Annotated in this window: 11 protein-coding genes; 6 read left to right on the top strand and 5 right to left on the bottom strand. The window is 70.8% G+C overall.

The features are described 5' to 3' along the window. The first annotated feature begins 18 nt into the window (after positions 1 to 18). Positions 19 to 1,302: an NBR1-Ig-like domain-containing protein gene (locus AB0K12_RS12235; RefSeq protein WP_364558896.1), complete on the top strand. Its 1,284-nt coding sequence runs from the start codon at positions 19 to 21 to the stop codon at positions 1,300 to 1,302. A 7-nt stretch (positions 1,303 to 1,309) separates the two neighbouring features. Here the strand turns inward: AB0K12_RS12235 and AB0K12_RS12230 are convergent, their stop codons facing one another. After that, positions 1,310 to 3,172, bottom strand: coding sequence for an ABC transporter ATP-binding protein (locus AB0K12_RS12230; protein ID WP_364558894.1), 1,863 nt, complete (start codon positions 3,170 to 3,172; stop codon positions 1,310 to 1,312). Positions 3,173 to 3,405: 233 nt separating this feature from the next. Between AB0K12_RS12230 and AB0K12_RS12225 the strand changes: the two genes are divergently transcribed. Together AB0K12_RS12225 and AB0K12_RS12220 are read left to right on the top strand one after the other, a co-directional pair. Beyond that, positions 3,406 to 4,560 (top strand): hypothetical protein, encoded by a 1,155-nt coding sequence (locus AB0K12_RS12225; protein WP_364558891.1) that lies wholly within the window; start codon positions 3,406 to 3,408, stop codon positions 4,558 to 4,560. 99 nt (positions 4,561 to 4,659) lie between these two features. Further along, entirely contained in the window at positions 4,660 to 5,181 is a 522-nt protein-coding gene (locus tag AB0K12_RS12220) for a snapalysin family zinc-dependent metalloprotease (RefSeq protein ID WP_364558888.1), read from the top strand. Positions 5,182 to 5,325: 144 nt separating this feature from the next. On the opposite strand, the gene AB0K12_RS12215 is transcribed toward AB0K12_RS12220, so the two are convergent. Beyond that, a complete protein-coding gene (locus tag AB0K12_RS12215; RefSeq protein ID WP_364558885.1) occupies positions 5,326 to 7,794 on the bottom strand; it encodes a glycoside hydrolase family 3 N-terminal domain-containing protein in 2,469 nt (822 codons plus the stop codon). A 235-nt stretch (positions 7,795 to 8,029) separates the two neighbouring features. Here AB0K12_RS12215 and AB0K12_RS12210 point away from each other — a divergent pair, with 235 nt between their 5' ends. From AB0K12_RS12210 to AB0K12_RS12200, 3 genes are all read left to right on the top strand, one after another. Next, positions 8,030 to 8,191 carry a hypothetical protein gene (locus AB0K12_RS12210; RefSeq protein WP_364558882.1) on the top strand — a complete coding sequence of 54 codons (162 nt, stop codon included), beginning with the start codon at positions 8,030 to 8,032 and terminating at the stop codon, positions 8,189 to 8,191. Continuing rightward, positions 8,188 to 9,516, top strand: a complete 1,329-nt coding sequence (locus AB0K12_RS12205) for a glycosyltransferase family 2 protein (RefSeq protein ID WP_364558879.1) — start codon at positions 8,188 to 8,190, stop codon at positions 9,514 to 9,516. Before AB0K12_RS12210 ends, AB0K12_RS12205 begins: the two co-directional genes overlap by 4 nt. Before the next feature lie 85 nt (positions 9,517 to 9,601). Next, a complete protein-coding gene (locus tag AB0K12_RS12200; protein WP_355419055.1) occupies positions 9,602 to 9,997 on the top strand; it encodes a peptidase inhibitor family I36 protein in 396 nt (131 codons plus the stop codon). Positions 9,998 to 10,082: 85 nt separating this feature from the next. Here the strand turns inward: AB0K12_RS12200 and AB0K12_RS12195 are convergent, their stop codons facing one another. The 3 genes from AB0K12_RS12195 to AB0K12_RS12185 are packed head-to-tail and all read right to left on the bottom strand — an operon-like array spanning position 10,083 to position 14,691. Next, entirely contained in the window at positions 10,083 to 11,789 is a 1,707-nt protein-coding gene (locus AB0K12_RS12195) for an ABC transporter family substrate-binding protein (protein WP_364558875.1), read from the bottom strand. Beyond that, positions 11,786 to 13,852 carry an ABC transporter ATP-binding protein gene (locus AB0K12_RS12190; protein WP_364558872.1) on the bottom strand — a complete coding sequence of 689 codons (2,067 nt, stop codon included), beginning with the start codon at positions 13,850 to 13,852 and terminating at the stop codon, positions 11,786 to 11,788. The genes AB0K12_RS12195 and AB0K12_RS12190 overlap by 4 nt, the downstream gene beginning before the upstream one ends. After that, positions 13,849 to 14,691: an ABC transporter permease gene (locus AB0K12_RS12185; RefSeq protein WP_364558869.1), complete on the bottom strand. Its 843-nt coding sequence runs from the start codon at positions 14,689 to 14,691 to the stop codon at positions 13,849 to 13,851. Before AB0K12_RS12185 ends, AB0K12_RS12190 begins: the two co-directional genes overlap by 4 nt. Positions 14,692 to 14,693: the final 2 nt, after the last annotated feature.

The raw sequence follows: 14,693 nt of genomic DNA, 5'->3' as shown, positions 1-14,693 counted from the left end.
GACCGAAGCAGGGGTGGGATGGCGCAGTCATCCGGACGTCAGGACGAGGGGACGGGCACCCGGCGGGGTCGCAGACCCATCCGCCCGGATCCCGCCTCAGGCCCCGTCGCGCTGTTCGCCCACCGTCTCTGGCAGCTCAAGGAGGAGGCGGGCGACCCGTCCTTCGCCGACATGGCCACCAAGCTCGGCGCCGCCGCCTCGAAGTCGTCACTCGCCGCAGCAGCCCGTGGCACCTCGTTGCCCAGCTGGGAGACGACGTGGGAGTTCGTCAGGGTCCTGGCAGTGGACCGCCTCGGCCACGACGAGGAGGAAACCCGCCGTAAGTGGCGCACCCACTGGGAACAAGCCACCACCCCACCCGAGCCAACCCGCACCACCGACACCACCCCGGCATCTCCGGACGACACACCCCGCGACGCCGCGCCTCCCGAGCACACGCACCCCGGTGACCACGCGCGGAACACCGCGCCACACCTGAGCGCCACGGATGACCGCGCGCAGGACACCGCTCCACACCAGCGCGACACAGATGACCACGCGCAGGACACCGCTCCACACCAGCGCAACACGGATGAAGCCGCCCCCACGCCCAGCGACTCCGTTGCGGCAGGGCCCGGCACCTCATCCCCCTCCGGCCTCTCCGACTCGGGCGGCCCTGCCGGGGGTCCCGGCGACTCCGGGGCTGAGCTTGGCGCCTCATCCCCCTCCGGCCTCCCCGGCGCGATCGGCCCTGCCGGGGTCTCCAGCGGCTCCGCCCGGGGAGAGCCCGGCGCCTCCTACGCGGAGCCGGTCGTCGCCGGGCGGCGGCGCAGGGTGGCGATCGTGACCGTGGTGGCGGCGGCGGTGGGAGTGGTCGCCGTGCTCGCCGGGTGGCTGTGGCCGGTGGTGACCGATGACGGGCCGCCTCGGACGACGCCGCACGCCCAGCCCAGCCCGGCGCCCACCTCGACCCCGGCCGCGTCGCCGCACGACGACTCCGTGTTCGAGCGGGACGTGACCTACCCCGACGGCTCCGTCGTACGGGCCGGCGAACGGTTCGACAAGACGTGGCGGATCAGGAACTCGGGCGGCGTGCACTGGCACGACCGCTACCTCACCCGCATGAACGACACCCCCTGCAAGGCCCCCAAGCGGGTCGGGATCGGCCCGGTGCGGCCGGGCGAGTCGGTCGACATCACCGTACGAGTCAAGGCCGCCGAGTCGCCGGGCCGATGCAAGGTCTATTGGAAGATGACCGACAAGGACGGCACCCCGCTCATGGCCGGCAAGCGCCCCATCTTCCTCGACGTCACCGTGGCGTGAGGTCAGGTCAGCGGTAGGCGGTGGCCTGCAAGGTGTAGAGGTCGGCGTACAGGCCGCCCAGGGTCATCAAGGTGTCGTGGTCGCCCTGTTCCGTGATCTCGCCGTGGTCGAGGACGTAGATGCGGTCGGCGTAACGCACGCTGGCCAGCCGGTGCGTGATGAGCAGGACCGTGCGGCCGTCGGAGTGGGAGCGGACGCGTTCGAAGAGGGCGTGTTCTGCGCGGGCGTCGAGGGCGGCCGTGGGTTCGTCGCAGATGAGCAGGGCGGCGTCCCGATGGAAGCCTCTCGCCACGGCGATGCGCTGCCACTGGCCGCCGGACAGCTCGTGGCCGTCCTTGAAGCGGCGGTCGAGCAGGGTGCGGTAGCCGTGGGGCAGCTCGGCGATGACCTCGTCGGCGCCGGCGACCGATGCGGCGGCGTGGAGGGCGGCCTCGCCCTTGTCGGTGCCCATCGTGATGTTGTAGTGGGCGGCGAGCGGCCAGCGGGTGTGGTCCTGGGCGATGACGGCGGTGCGCAGCCGCAGGTCGTCGGGGCTGACCTGGCGCAGGTCGGTGTCGTCCCAGCGGACGGTGCCCGTGTCGGGCTCGTAGAGGCCGGACAGGATCTTGGCGAGGGTGGTCTTGCCTGAGCCGTTCTCGCCGACGAACGCGATCACCTCGCCCTGCTTGATCTCCACCGACACCCCGCGCAGGGCCGGGCGGTCGGCGCCGGGGTAGGTGAAGGTGACGTGCTCGGCCGTGATGCAGGAGAAGCGGCCGGGGGCGGGAAGGGGGCGCGGGCGGGTGACGCGGCGCTCGGCCTCGGCGCAGAACTCGAGGAAGTCGGTGAAGTAGAGGCCCTGCTCGTAGAGGCGGTTGGTGGCGTACATGAGGTTGGCGAGGGAGTTCTGGCCGGAGCGGATGGCGAGGACGGCGGTGCCGGCAACGGCGAGCGGGATGGCGGCGACGGCCAGCAGGACGCCGAGCGCGACGTAGACGAGCGCGGTGCCGATGCCGCCGAGCGCCTCGCCCACCAGCCTGGCCGCCGTCTGGCGGCGGGCGAGGCCGAGCATGACGTCCTGTTCGGAGCGGGCCACGATGTCGTAGAGGCGCAGCAGGAAGCCGCGCATGGTGAACGAGCGCACCTCGGCGGCCGACGATCGCTCGGCCAGCAGGTCGGCCATGATCCACTTGCGGCGGCGTACGGGGATCAGGGCGTACATGGCGGCGTAGCGCATGCGGGCGCTGCGCACCGCCGCCCAGGCGTCGGGCAGGACGGCGAGCAGCAGCAGCGGGAGCAGAACGGGGTGCAGCACGCCGAGCACGCCCGCGGCGGCGGCGATGCCGACGGCGGCGGTGACGACGTCGACGGCCGAGCTGACCACGGAGTCGGGCACGGTCACGCCGCGCGTGGTGGCGCGTTCGAGCGAGTCGTGGAAGTCGGGGTCGTCGTAGGCGACGAGCTCGACCTGGCTGGTCAGGCCGTAGAGGCGCTCTTCCGTGAGCCGGGAGATCTGCGGGGTGAGCCGGGACTGCGCCCAGCCGGCCCCGGCCTGGACGGTGGTGCGCAGCACGGCGGCGGCGCCGACGAGGGCGAGGCTGGGCAGCGCCGCCATGACCCTGTCGGGGGTGGGGCCTTCGCTGAACAGCGCGGTCAGCACGCCGGTGGTGGCCAGCAGGCCGAACGCGGTGAACAGCCCGCCGAGCAGGCTGAGCGCGACCGTGGCCAGGGTGTCGCGGGGGCTCGCCTGCCAGGCCATGCGCAGCGCCTGGCCGACGAGCGAGGGCAGCCGTCTGGCGATGGTCAGGAAGCCGACCTCCGCCATCTTGTCGGTGTGGGCGCTCCAATTGGGAACGGTGAGTTCGCCGATGTCGAGCGGCTCGTTCTGCATGCTTTGAGTGTGCACGCGGGCACCGACGGTTTCCGGTGGCGGCAAGGGTCGGCTTTTGTGAGGCGTTCGATGGTGGTCAGGGGGCTTGTCATGTAAGTTTCACGGCCGGTTGACGGCCGATTTGAACGTTGTAATACTCCGTGCGATTCATCCCCCGTTCCATCTGCTTTCCATCGCATAAGTGAGCAGGTCAGCAGTTTCGTCGTAAATGAATCGATTCATGGGAGCGGAGTATGTCCAGCAGAAAACTCCTCACCGGTCTCGCCGCGCTCGTGCTCGCGGCGAGCGCGCTGTCCGGCCCGGCCGCCGCCGCAGAGACGCGCTCCAGCAAGGCGCTGGCCTGCGGCGACGGCTCGTACAACGCCGAGGCCGTGCTGAGCGGCGGCACCTGGACCGCGCGCAACGGCTCCAGGACCGTCTACACCGGCGGCAGCATGCTGTCGGCCATGCAGGCCGCCGTGAACAGCCTCACCGCGGGCCGCACCTCCAAGCAGCGCGTCGTCGTGCGCGGCTCGGGCTCGATGAGCGCCGGCTCGCGTCTGTCGCTGCCGAGCTACACGGTGCTGGACGTCTGCGGCACCGTGAACGTGACCGGCTCGGGCTCGGGCGACCAGGCCGTCGTGTACGCCAGAGGCGTCACGGACGTCGAGGTCCAGCACCTGAACGTCACCGGCGCCCCGCTGTACGGCATCTTCGTCCGCAACGGCGTCAACGTCACCCTCGGCCAGATCGACCTGCGCCTGTCCAGGGGTCTCGGCATCCGCATCGACAACCACGGCGACCGCAGCGTACGGACGAGGAACGTGCGCATCGACAACGTCTACGTCTCGGGCACCAGCACGCACGGCGTGGAGACGTACGGCGTGGACGGCCTCACCGTCGGCACCGTCACGGCCAGGAACACCGGCCACTCCGGCCTGCTCCTGAACGACACCGTCAACGCCACGGTCGGCACCGTGGACGCGCAGAACGCGGGCACCGGCACGGGTTACGCCGCCTTCCGCATGGCCAACAGAAACGGCAGGATCGGGTCGAGCTATCCCACCAACATCCGCGTCGACCAGGTCATCGCGCGGGGCGGCGGCCGGGGCGTGTTCTGCGTCTCGGAGAGCGGCGGCGCGGTGATCAACCGCATCGACATCGCCCAGACCGGCAGCAACGCGATCCTCATCGAGAACTGTTACAACGTGAACATCGCCGCCCAGGGCGGCAGCGTGCAGGGGCCGGGCGACATCAGGCTCGCGGCCCGCTCGGAGTTCCCCAACACCTCCGACGTCATCATCCAGAACCTCACCGTGACGAACTCCGCGATCAACGAGAACCCGTGCGGCGTCAACACGACCTTCAGGAACAACACGCTGGTCAACAGCCGCCAGACGATCTGCTGAAGGGCCATATCACGGCGATAGGGGCAATCTGCTACCTCTTCCGGGGCCGATGGGGCGCATACCGTCACAACGACCCCCAACTTCCCCGGAGGAGGCTCCGTGTCGAAACGCCTTCGCATCGTCCTGTCCGCCGTCCTGAGCCTGGCGTTCCTGCTCGTCACCGCGCCGGCGCAGGCCACCGCCCTGGTCACGGTCATCCGGTACGACGCGAGCCGCGCCGCCGAGTTCAGCGCCACCCTGGACCAGGCGGCCCAGGTCTGGAACGCCGGCGTGTCGAACGTCCGGCTGGTCCGCGGCACCCCCGCGCACTTCGTCGTGCTGGCCGACAACGGCTGGCCCCGCGCGCTGCCCACCGGGCTCGGGCGCGGCACGATCTGGATGGGACGGCAGGCCGTGGACCAGGGCTACTACCCGCTGCGCATCGCCACCCACGAGATCGGCCACATCCTCGGCCTGCCCGACCGGCGCACGGGCCGCTGCACCGACCTGATGTCCGGGTCGAGCGCGCCGGTGAGCTGCCGCAACGCCAACCCGAGCGCGGCCGAGCGCGCCGAGGTCGACCGCAACTTCGCGGGCGCCACCCCGCAGGTGGAGTTCGGCACGCTCCACGTGAACCGCTGACCCGGGCGGCGCGCCGCAGGCAGGGTCCCCCGGCCCGGCGCCGGGGACCGTGGCGCGTCGGCGACAGTGGCAGGAGGGGCGGCCCGCCCACCGGGGCCGCCCCTCCCCCGCCGCTTCCCCCCTGGGGTGGGAGCGGCTTTCCGTTCAGTCGCAGGTGTAGCCGGAGGGGAGGGAGGTGTCGCCGTTGGGGCGGCTCGCCTGGAAGCCGAACGACGTGCTCGCGCCCGCCCCCAGCGTCCCGTTGTGCGGCGCGTTGCGCGCCGTGACGGTCCCGCCGCTGACGCTCAGGCCGGCGTTCCACGAGCCGGTGATCGTGTGCCCGGCGGGCAGGGTGAAGGTGGCGGTCCAGGAGGTCCTGGCGGCGCCGCCGTTGGTGACGGTGGCCTGGACGACGTACCCGTTGCCCCACTGGCTCTGCGTGGACGGCGTGAGCGAGCAACTGCCGCCCGTGCCGCCGCCGGACGTCGTCAGCGTCACCGTACCCGAGCGGGGCGAGCGGTTGCCCGCGGCGTCCCTGGCGTAGACGGCGAAGGTGTAGGAGGTGTCCGGCGACAGGCCGGTGATGGTGGTGGAGGTGGTGCTCACGGAGGCCGCCGGCGACTCGGCGGAGCCCTGTAAGCGGACCACGTCGTACCCCGTCACGCCGACGTCGTCGGTGGCGGCGGCCCAGGCGAGGGTGGCCGAGGTGGAGGTGACGCCGGAGGCGGCGGGCGTGCCGGGCGCGGTGGGCGGGCTGGTGTCGTCCTCCTCGCCGCCCGGCTCGTACGTCAGCCCGAACCCCTGCGCGAACAGCGGCGTCTTGCCGTCACCGGCGTTGATCGGCTGCTGGGACGCGCTGCTCATCCAGGTCATGGGCAGCTTCCCGGTCGGCTCGACGGCGCCGAACAGCACGTCCGCCACTCCCCGCCCCTCGGTGCCCGGCAGCCAGGCGGCGACCAGGGCGTCCCAGCCGGGCAGTTGCGCGGCGATGTCGAGCGGCCGGCCTGAGACGAGCACCACGACGAGCGGCACGCCGGAGGCCCGCAGGGTGGCGAGCGTGCTGAGGTCGGTGGAGTCGAGGCCGAGGCCGCCGGGCCGGTCGCCCTGCCCCTCGGCGTACGGGGTCTCGCCCACGACCGCGACGGCCACCCGGTAGGAGCCGTCGATGCCGCTGCCGTCCCTGCTGTAGGTGACGGTGGCGCCGGAGCCGACGGTGTCCCTGATGCCTTCGAGGATGGTGGTGCCGGGGGTGATGTCGCCGGACGAGCCCTGCCAGGAGATCGTCCAGCCGCCGCTCTGGTTGCCGATGTCGTCGGCGCTCTTGCCGGCCACGAAAATCTTGCCGCCGGTCCTGGCGAGGGGCAGCAGGTCGTTCGCGTTCTTCAGCACGACCTGCGACTTGGCGACCGCCTCGCGGGCCAGCGCCCGGTGCGCGGCGCTGCCCACGGTCGAGGTGTACGACCGGTCGGTGAGCGGCTCCTCGAACAGCCCGAGCTCGAACTTCTTGGTCAGGATCCGGCGTACGGCGTCGTCCACCCGGGCGGTGGTGACGCGTCCTGCCTGCACCTCGGCGCGCAGCAGCTCGATGAAGCGGCGCCACTCGGTGGGCACCATCGCCATGTCGACCCCGGCGTTCACGGCGGTGCGCACGTCCTGCGCCGAGGTGCCGGGGGCGCCGTCGATCTGGTCGATGCCGTTCCAGTCGGAGACCACGAAGCCGTCGAAGCCCAGCTCGCCCTTGAGCACGTCGGTGATGAGGTAGCGGTGGCCGTGCAGCTTGGTGCCGTTCCAGCTGCTGAAGGAGATCATCACGGAGCCGACGCCGCGCTCGACGGCGGCCTCGAACGGCGGCAGGTGCACCGCGCGCAGCTCGGACTCGGACACGCGCGCGTCGCCCTGGTCGGTGCCGCCTTCCGTGCCGCCGTCGCCGAGGTAGTGCTTGGCGGTGGCGAGCACGGACGCGGGGCCGTTCAGCGTGTCGCCCTGGAGGCCGGTGATGATGGAGGCCATCTGCGAGGGCAGGTCGGGGGTCTCGCCGTACGACTCGTACGTGCGGCCCCACCGGTCGTCGCGGGCCACGCACAGGCAGGGGGCGAAGTTCCAGTCGATGCCGGTGCCGGCCACCTCCTCGGCGGTGGCGCGGCCGATGCGCTGGACGAGGCCGGGGTCGCGGGTGGCGCCGAGCCCGATGTTGTGCGGGAAGATCGTGGCGCCGACGACGTTGTTGTGGCCGTGCACGGCGTCCACGCCGTAGACGAGGGGGATGCCGAGCGGGGTGGCCAGGGCCGCGTTCTGGAACCTGTCGTACATGTCGGCCCAGCCGGTGGCCGTGTTCGGCGACGGGGCCGAGCCGCCGCCCGACAGCACCGAGCCGAGCCGGTACGTGGTGACGTCGGACGTGCTGACCGAGCCGCGCTCGGCCTGCGTCATCTGGCCCAGCTTATCGTCCAGCGACATCCTGCCCATGAGGTCGTCGACCCGGGTGGCGACCGGGAGGCTCGGGTCCTGATAGGGCAGAGCCGCCGCGCCCATCACAGCGGCCGTCGCCGGGGAGGGTGCCGTCAGGGTCGTGGCGAGGAGGGCGAGCACGACGGCCCCGCCCGCCCGCCTCCTTCTGCTCGGGTTGCTGCTCATCGCACGCTGCTCCGGCTGGCTAGAAGGGATATGGGAGCGCTCCCAACAGCACTGTAGGTCACGATCCCCGAGTTTCCCCGCCGCGTTCGACGCACCACCCCGGCGACGGCGGGCACCAGCGGAAACGGGCCGTACGCCGGTGAAACTTTCAGCTCCTCTTGACCGGCGGCGAGGCCGGCGGGTCCCCGGTTCAGGCGACACTGTCCGCCGTCACTTCCACCTCAGGAGGCCCTCGATGGCGTACGGATCCCTGGCCGGCTACGGCGGCGGCGTCGCGGTGGCCGCGCTCGCCGGCGGTCACCCCTGGCTGGTCGCGCTCTGCGCGTCGATCGCGCTGGGCACCGCCTTCCTGGTACGCGCCCGCTTCCGCCGCGACCGCACTCCCCTGCTCCCATGACGGACCCGTCCGCCGAGCACGCCGGCCACCCCAGGCTCCTCGCGCTCCTCGTCACCGGCGTCACCGCCTGGAGCGTGGCCAGGCTGGCGGCGGCCCTGCCCGAGAACGACGCGGGCCCGGCCACCTGGCTGCTCGCCGCGATGCTCCTGTGGTGGCTGCCGCTGTCGTGGTGCGAGCGCCGGATCATCGCGCCGCCGGGCGAGCAGGCCCGGCTGGACGCGCTGCGGGTGACCGTCCAGGTGCCGGTCTACAACGAGGATCCTGAGGCGCTGCGCGCCTGCCTGCGCTCGGTCCTGGCGCAGAGCAGGCCGGTCACGCGGGTGCGGGTGGTGGACGACGGCTCGCACGTCCCGTACGACGACGTCCGCCACGCGTTCGAGTCGGAGGCGGCGGCCCGCGGCGTCGAGACGACCTGGGACCGCACCAGGAACCGGGGCAAGCGCCACGCCCAGATGCACGCGCTGGCCGAGGACGACGGCGACGTGTTCGTCACCCTCGACAGCGACTCGGTGCTCGACCGGCACGCCGTCAGAGAGGGCCTGGCCCCGTTCGCGGACCCGGCCGTGCAGTCGGTGGCCGGTCAGGTGCTGGTGCTGAACCGGACGGCGGGCTCGATCGGCCGCCTGACGGGCCTGCTCTACCTGCCGTTCACGCTCGGCCTGCGCAGCGCGGGCTCGGTGCTGCGCAGGGTGACGCTCAACTCGGGCGCGCTGGCCTTCTACCGGGCAGGCGTGGTGCGCCGGTGCGCGGGCGCGTACGAGAACGAGCGCTTCCGCGGCCGGGAGATGCAGATGAACGACGACTCGCTGCTCACCTTCCACGCCCTGCTGGCCGGGCGGACCGTGCACCAGCCGTCGGCGATGGTGTTCACGCTGGCCCCGGCCCGCCTCGGTCATTACGCCAGGCAGCAGGTGCGGTGGATGCGCGGCACGGCCGTACGGCACCTGTGGTGGCTGCGGTACCTGCCGCTGACGAGCGTCGTCTTCTGGACCACGGTGGCGCAGCACCTGCACCTGCTGCTCATGGCGGCGCTCCCGGTCGTGCTGCTGGCCCGGCAGGACGTCGATCTGGGTGCGGTGGCGGCGGCCGGAGCACAGGCAGGGCTGGCCATGAACTACGTGATGGCGCTGCGGCTGTTCACCGTGCGGCGCGCCGACGAGAGCACGGGGGCGCGGCTGCTGGCGTTCGCGCTCGCCCCGCTGGCCGCGCTGTGGCGGCTGCTGGTGCTGCGCCCGCTGCTGGCGTACGCGGTGCTGACCTGTCACCGGGTCGGCCGCTGGGGCACCAGGGACGGCGTGGAGGTCGGACTGACGGCCGGAAAATGATCCCTTTCCTGACAAGATCGCGGCGTGTATGTTCGAGCTGAAAGAAAGTTTCACCCTTGGAGGAAGTGTGGGCAAGAAGCTTCAGATGCTGGCATTACCGCTCGCCGCCGCCGTCGTGGCGGCGCTCGGCACGCCGGCTCAGGCCGCCGAGGGCTACGACCGGTGCCAGGAGGGCTACTACTGCATGTTCTCCGGCCTCGACGGCACCGGGGACGTCATCCAGATCAACGCCGACACCCCCGACCTGGCCGCGCTGGGCATGGCCGACCGCGCCAAGTCGGACTGGAACCGTACGGACAGCCTCATCTACCTCTTCTCCGAGGCGAACTACGACGGCTGCGCCGCCGTCACCTTCGCCCGGGACAAGGGCAACTTCTTCTCCACCTACCGCGACTTCTTCGACTCCGTGCGCTTCGACGGGCCCGGCGGCCCGTCCTGCGGCATCACGGTCAAGAGCGGCGCGGCCGACTCCCACGGCTGACGGGCCCCCGGCACGGGAAGACCCCCGACACGGGAAGACCCCCGGCCGGAGCAGCTCCGGCCGGGGGTCGCCCGGTGAGAGAGGGTCAGCCGGTGAAGCCGACCATCGTCCAGTCGTAGGTCTTGTAGCCTTCGGCGCCCAGGTTGGCGAGCGTCTTCTTGGCGGCCTGGATGTCGGGGCGCTGGTACAGCGGGATCGTGTGCACCATGTCCCAGATCATCTTGTCGGCCGCGTTGGCCTTCTCGATGGCCTTGGCCGGGTCCATCTCGCCCACGGCGTCATCGATGGCGGCGTCCAGCTCGGGGTTCTCCGACTTCGGGAAGTTGCTCTCGGAGCCGGTCTTGTAGATCTGCGGCAGCGAGCCGAGCGGCAGCGGCGTGCCGATCCAGGAGAACGGCACCAGGTCGAAGTCGCCCTTGATGATGTAGTCGGTGAAGAACTTGTCATCGGGGACGGCGCGGATCGACAGCTTGATGCCGGCCTCGGCCAGCATCGCCTGGGTGAGCTCACCCTCGGTCTTGGCGTACGGCACGCCCGCGGGCACCACGAAGGACAGCTCGAACTCCTTGCCGTCCTTCTTGCGGGTCGCGCCCTCGCTCTCCTGCTTCCAGCCGGCCGCGTCGAGCAGCTGCTTGGCCTTCTCGACGTTGTACTTGCCGAGGTCGCCGGAGTTGTCGACGTAACCCTTGTGGTTGTTCATGAAGACGTGGTTGCCGAGCGTCTGCAGCGGCCAGTCCATGTCCTTCAGGTCGGACTGCGTGATCACGTCACGGTTGATCGCGTACTGGACGGCCTGGCGGACCGACTTGTCCTTCAGGAACTCGCTCTGGTTGTTGACGGTGATGTGCCGCCAGTTGGGGCTGAGCGCCTTGCGGATGTCCACGTTCGGGACTTCCTTGGCCCGCTTGAGGTCGGCGGGGCTGCCCGGCGGGATCTCCACCATGTCGATCTCGCCGTTGGCGAAGGCGTTGACCTGCGCGGCGGGCGTCTCGATGGTACGGAAGATGACCTTGTCGAGCTTGGCCTTCTTGCCCCACCACTTGTCGTCACGCACGACGGTCAGCGTCTTGGTGCCCTCGTCGATGCTCTCGACCTTGAAGGGACCCGCGGTGACCGGAACCTTCTGCAGGTAGTCCTTGTCGAACGCGTCGGGCGAGTCGATGTGCTTGGCCGGCATGAGGGGCGAGAACAGGCCCTGCCACTCCGGGTACGTCTTGGAGAAGGTGACGACCACGACCCGGTCCGAGTCGCCCTTGGCGACCGACTCGATCCGGTCCCAGCCGTCGGTGGAGGCCGGCTTGTACTTCTTGTTCTCGCCGTTCTGGGCCTTCCAGGCCGCCTCGAAGTCCTTCCACGTGATCGGCTCGCCGTCCGACCAGGTGGCCTTCTCGTTGATGGTGTAGGTGATGACCTGCTTGCCGGACGCCGTGTCCACCTTCACGTCGGTGAGGTAGTCGGGGTTCGGCGTGAAGTTGGCCTCCTCGTCCGCCACCATCACGCTCGGCAGGAAGGTGTCACGCATCTCCGTCGTGTCGGCCTGGTTGCCGTCCACGTGGTACGGGTTCCACTGGCTCGGCCACTGGCCGACGGTCAGGGTGAGCGTGCCGCCGTCCTTCACCTGCTCGTAGGGGACGGGGTTGATGCTGATGGCCGGGGTCTCCGACATCTGCTGCTGAGCCTGCTGCGACTGCTCGGCGCTCGGCTGCTTGGTCTCGGAGCCGCCGCCACCACAGGCCGCCACGGCCATGGCCAGGACCGCCAGCCCAGCGGCCGCACGGTGATGAACCTTCACTCTTCCTCCTGATTGTCCGAGGCCGTGATGACCTCGACTTCCTCCGCGTAGTGGCAGGCGGCGCCGTGATCGGCGCTCGTCAGCCGGGCAACCGAGGGCTCTTCGTCCACACACCGCTGCCGCTGGCCCTCACTGAGCCGGGCGAACTTGGGGCAGCGGGTGCGGAACCTGCACCCGGACGGGGGGTCCGCCGGGCTGGGCAGGTCGCCTTCGAGCAGGATCCGCTTGCGGGTGCGTTCCATCTCGGGGTCGGGCAGCGGGATCGCCGACAGCAGGGCCTGCGTGTACGGATGCGCGGGCCGGTCGTAGACGTTCTCCACCGCGCCGATCTCGGCGATCCTCCCGAGGTACATGACGGCCACCCGGTCCGCCAGGTGCCGTACCACGGCGAGGTCGTGCGCCACGAACAGGTAGGACAGGCCCAGCCTGTTCTTCAGCTCCTCCAGCAGGTTGATCACGCCTGCCTGGATCGACACGTCCAGGGCCGAGACGGGCTCGTCCAGGACGAGCAGCTTGGGCTCCAGGGCCAGCGCGCGGGCGATGCCGATGCGCTGCCGCTGGCCGCCGGAGAACTGCTGCGGGTAACGCTCGGCGTGCTCCGGCGCGAGACCGACGAGCCGCAGCAGCTCGGCGACCTTGGCGGCGACGTCCTTCTTGCCGTGCGCGCGCAGCGGCTCGGCGATGATGTCGCCGATCGGCATGCGCGGGTCGAGCGCCGCCATGGGGTCCTGGAAGACGATCTGCAGGTCCCGCCGCAGCTCGCGGCGGGCCGCCTTGTCCAGCTTGCCGCTGTCCTTGCCGAGCACGACGACGCGGCCGTCCTGCGGCGGCTCCAGCTGCATGATCTGCTGCAGCGTGGTGGTCTTGCCGCAGCCGGACTCGCCGACCAGGGCCAGCGTCTCGCCTTCGGCGATGTCGAAGCTGATGCCGTCGACCGCGTAGACGGTGCCCACGCGGCGCTTGAAGATCGCGCCCTTCATCAGCGGGTAGTGCCGCTTCATGCCGTCGAGCTCCAGCACGGTCGCGCGCTCGGCGCGCGGCACGCGGACGACGTCGCTCGGCGGGATGACCGGCACGGGGAACACGTCCGCCCCGGTCAGGCCCTTGTGCTCGATCTCGTGCGCGCGGATGCAGGCCACGTGGCGTCCCCCGCCGAACGGGGTCAGCGGCGGCTCTTCCTCGTCGCACATGTCGACCTTCATCGGGCAGCGCGGCGCGAACGGGCAGCCGGGCGGCAGCGAGGCCGGCGACGGCGGGTTGCCGTCGATCGGCACCAGCGGCCCCTCCTCCCCGTCGACCCTGGGGATCGAGGCGAGCAGGCCCATCGTGTACGGCATGCGCGGCCGGTAGTAGATGTCGTCCACCGGTCCCTGCTCGACCGGGCGGCCCGCGTACATGACGAGCACCCGGTCGGCCATGCCGGCGATGACGCCGAGGTCGTGGGTGATCATCACGATGCCGGCGCCGGTCTCCTGCTGCGCGGTCTTGAGCACCTCCAGGACCTGCGCCTGGATGGTGACGTCGAGCGCGGTGGTCGGCTCGTCGCAGATCAGCAGGTCGGGGTCGTTGGCGATGGCCATGGCGATCATCGCGCGCTGGCGCATGCCGCCGGAGAACTCGTGCGGGAACGCCTTGGCCCGCAGCTGCGGGTTGGGGATGCCGACCAGGTCGAGCAGGTCCACGGCGCGCTTGGCCGCCTTGTCCTTGCCCACCTTCTGGTGCACGCGGACGGCCTCGGCGATCTGGTCGCCGATGGTGTAGACGGGTGTGAAGGCCGACAGCGGATCCTGGAAGATCATGCTGATCGCCTTGCCGCGTACCTTGATCAGCTCGTCTTCCTGCATGCCGAGCAGCTCCTGCCCGTGCAGCTTGACCGAGCCGTCCACCACCGCGTTCTTGGGCAGCAGGCCCATCACGGCCAGCGACGTCACGGACTTGCCCGAGCCGGACTCGCCGACGATGCCGAGCACCTCGCCGCGCTCGACCTCGTAGCTGACGCCGCGCACGGCGTCGATGCCGCCTGGGAAGGTGACGGTGAGGTCCTTGACCTCCAAGATGCTCACGAGTTGCTCCCCGGGTCGAGTGCGTCACGCAGCCCGTCGCCGATCATGTTCACGCTGAGCACCAGCGCGACCAGCAGGCCGGCGGGGAAGGCGAACAGCCACGGGTAGCCGGTGGCGTTGCGCGAGCCCTCCGCGATCAGCGTGCCGAGCGAGACGTCGGGCGGCTGGATGCCGAAGCCGAAGAAGGACAGCGCCGCCTCGCCGATGATCGCGCCACTGACGTTCAGCGTCGCGTCGATGATCAGCAGCGACGACAGGTTGGGCACGATGTGCCGCATGATGATCTTCCAGCGCGGGATGCCCATGTAGACGGCGGCCAGGACGTACTCGCGCTCGCGCAGCGAGAGCGTCATGCTCCGCACCACCCGTGAGGTGATCATCCAGGAGAACGCGGCCAGCAGCACCACGAACCACAGCCAGGACGCGCCGTCCTTCAGCTGCGGCGAGACGATCGCGATGATGAGGAAGCTGGGCAGGACGAGGAGCAGGTCCACGCCCCACATGAGGGCCTTGTCCGCCCAGCCGCCGAAGTAGCCGGCGAACGCGCCCACCAGCGCGGCCAGGCCGGTGGAGATCAGCGCCACCAGCAGGCCGATGACGATCGACTTCTGCATGCCGCGCAGCGTGACCGCGTACATGTCCTGGCCGATCGAGGTGGTGCCCCACCAGTGGTCGGCGCCCGGCGGCGACAGGAAGGCGAGGAAGTCCTTGTCGGTCCAGTCGTACGGGCCGATGAAGGGGCCGACGTAGGCCAGCGCCACGAGCAGGATCAGCGCGATGACCCCGTAACGGGCCTGCTTGTTGCGCAGCAGGCGCCTCAGGACGACTTTCGATCGCATCT

Origin of the sequence: Nonomuraea sp. NPDC049419 (genome assembly GCF_040676995.1) — a bacterium.
In the GTDB taxonomy this organism is placed as follows: domain Bacteria; phylum Actinomycetota; class Actinomycetes; order Streptosporangiales; family Streptosporangiaceae; genus Nonomuraea; species Nonomuraea salmonea.
The sequence above is the reverse complement of the archived record's forward strand: the minus strand, read 5'-3'. Positions and strand labels throughout refer to the sequence as shown.

Bases quoted from the DNA above. Each gene is read 5' to 3' on its own strand.
- AB0K12_RS12210 (WP_364558882.1), top strand. From the start codon at position 8,030: ATGGCGTACGGATCCCTGGCCGGCTACGGCGGCGGCGTCGCGGTGGCC.
- AB0K12_RS12200 (WP_355419055.1), top strand. From the start codon at position 9,602: ATGCTGGCATTACCGCTCGCCGCCGCCGTCGTGGCGGCGCTCGGCACG.
- AB0K12_RS12205 (WP_364558879.1), top strand. From the start codon at position 8,188: ATGACGGACCCGTCCGCCGAGCACGCCGGCCACCCCAGGCTCCTCGCG.
- AB0K12_RS12185 (WP_364558869.1), bottom strand. From the start codon at position 14,691: ATGCGATCGAAAGTCGTCCTGAGGCGCCTGCTGCGCAACAAGCAGGCC.
- AB0K12_RS12215 (WP_364558885.1), bottom strand. From the start codon at position 7,794: ATGAGCAGCAACCCGAGCAGAAGGAGGCGGGCGGGCGGGGCCGTCGTG.
- AB0K12_RS12230 (WP_364558894.1), bottom strand. From the start codon at position 3,172: ATGCAGAACGAGCCGCTCGACATCGGCGAACTCACCGTTCCCAATTGG.
- AB0K12_RS12225 (WP_364558891.1), top strand. From the start codon at position 3,406: ATGTCCAGCAGAAAACTCCTCACCGGTCTCGCCGCGCTCGTGCTCGCG.
- AB0K12_RS12235 (WP_364558896.1), top strand. From the start codon at position 19: ATGGCGCAGTCATCCGGACGTCAGGACGAGGGGACGGGCACCCGGCGG.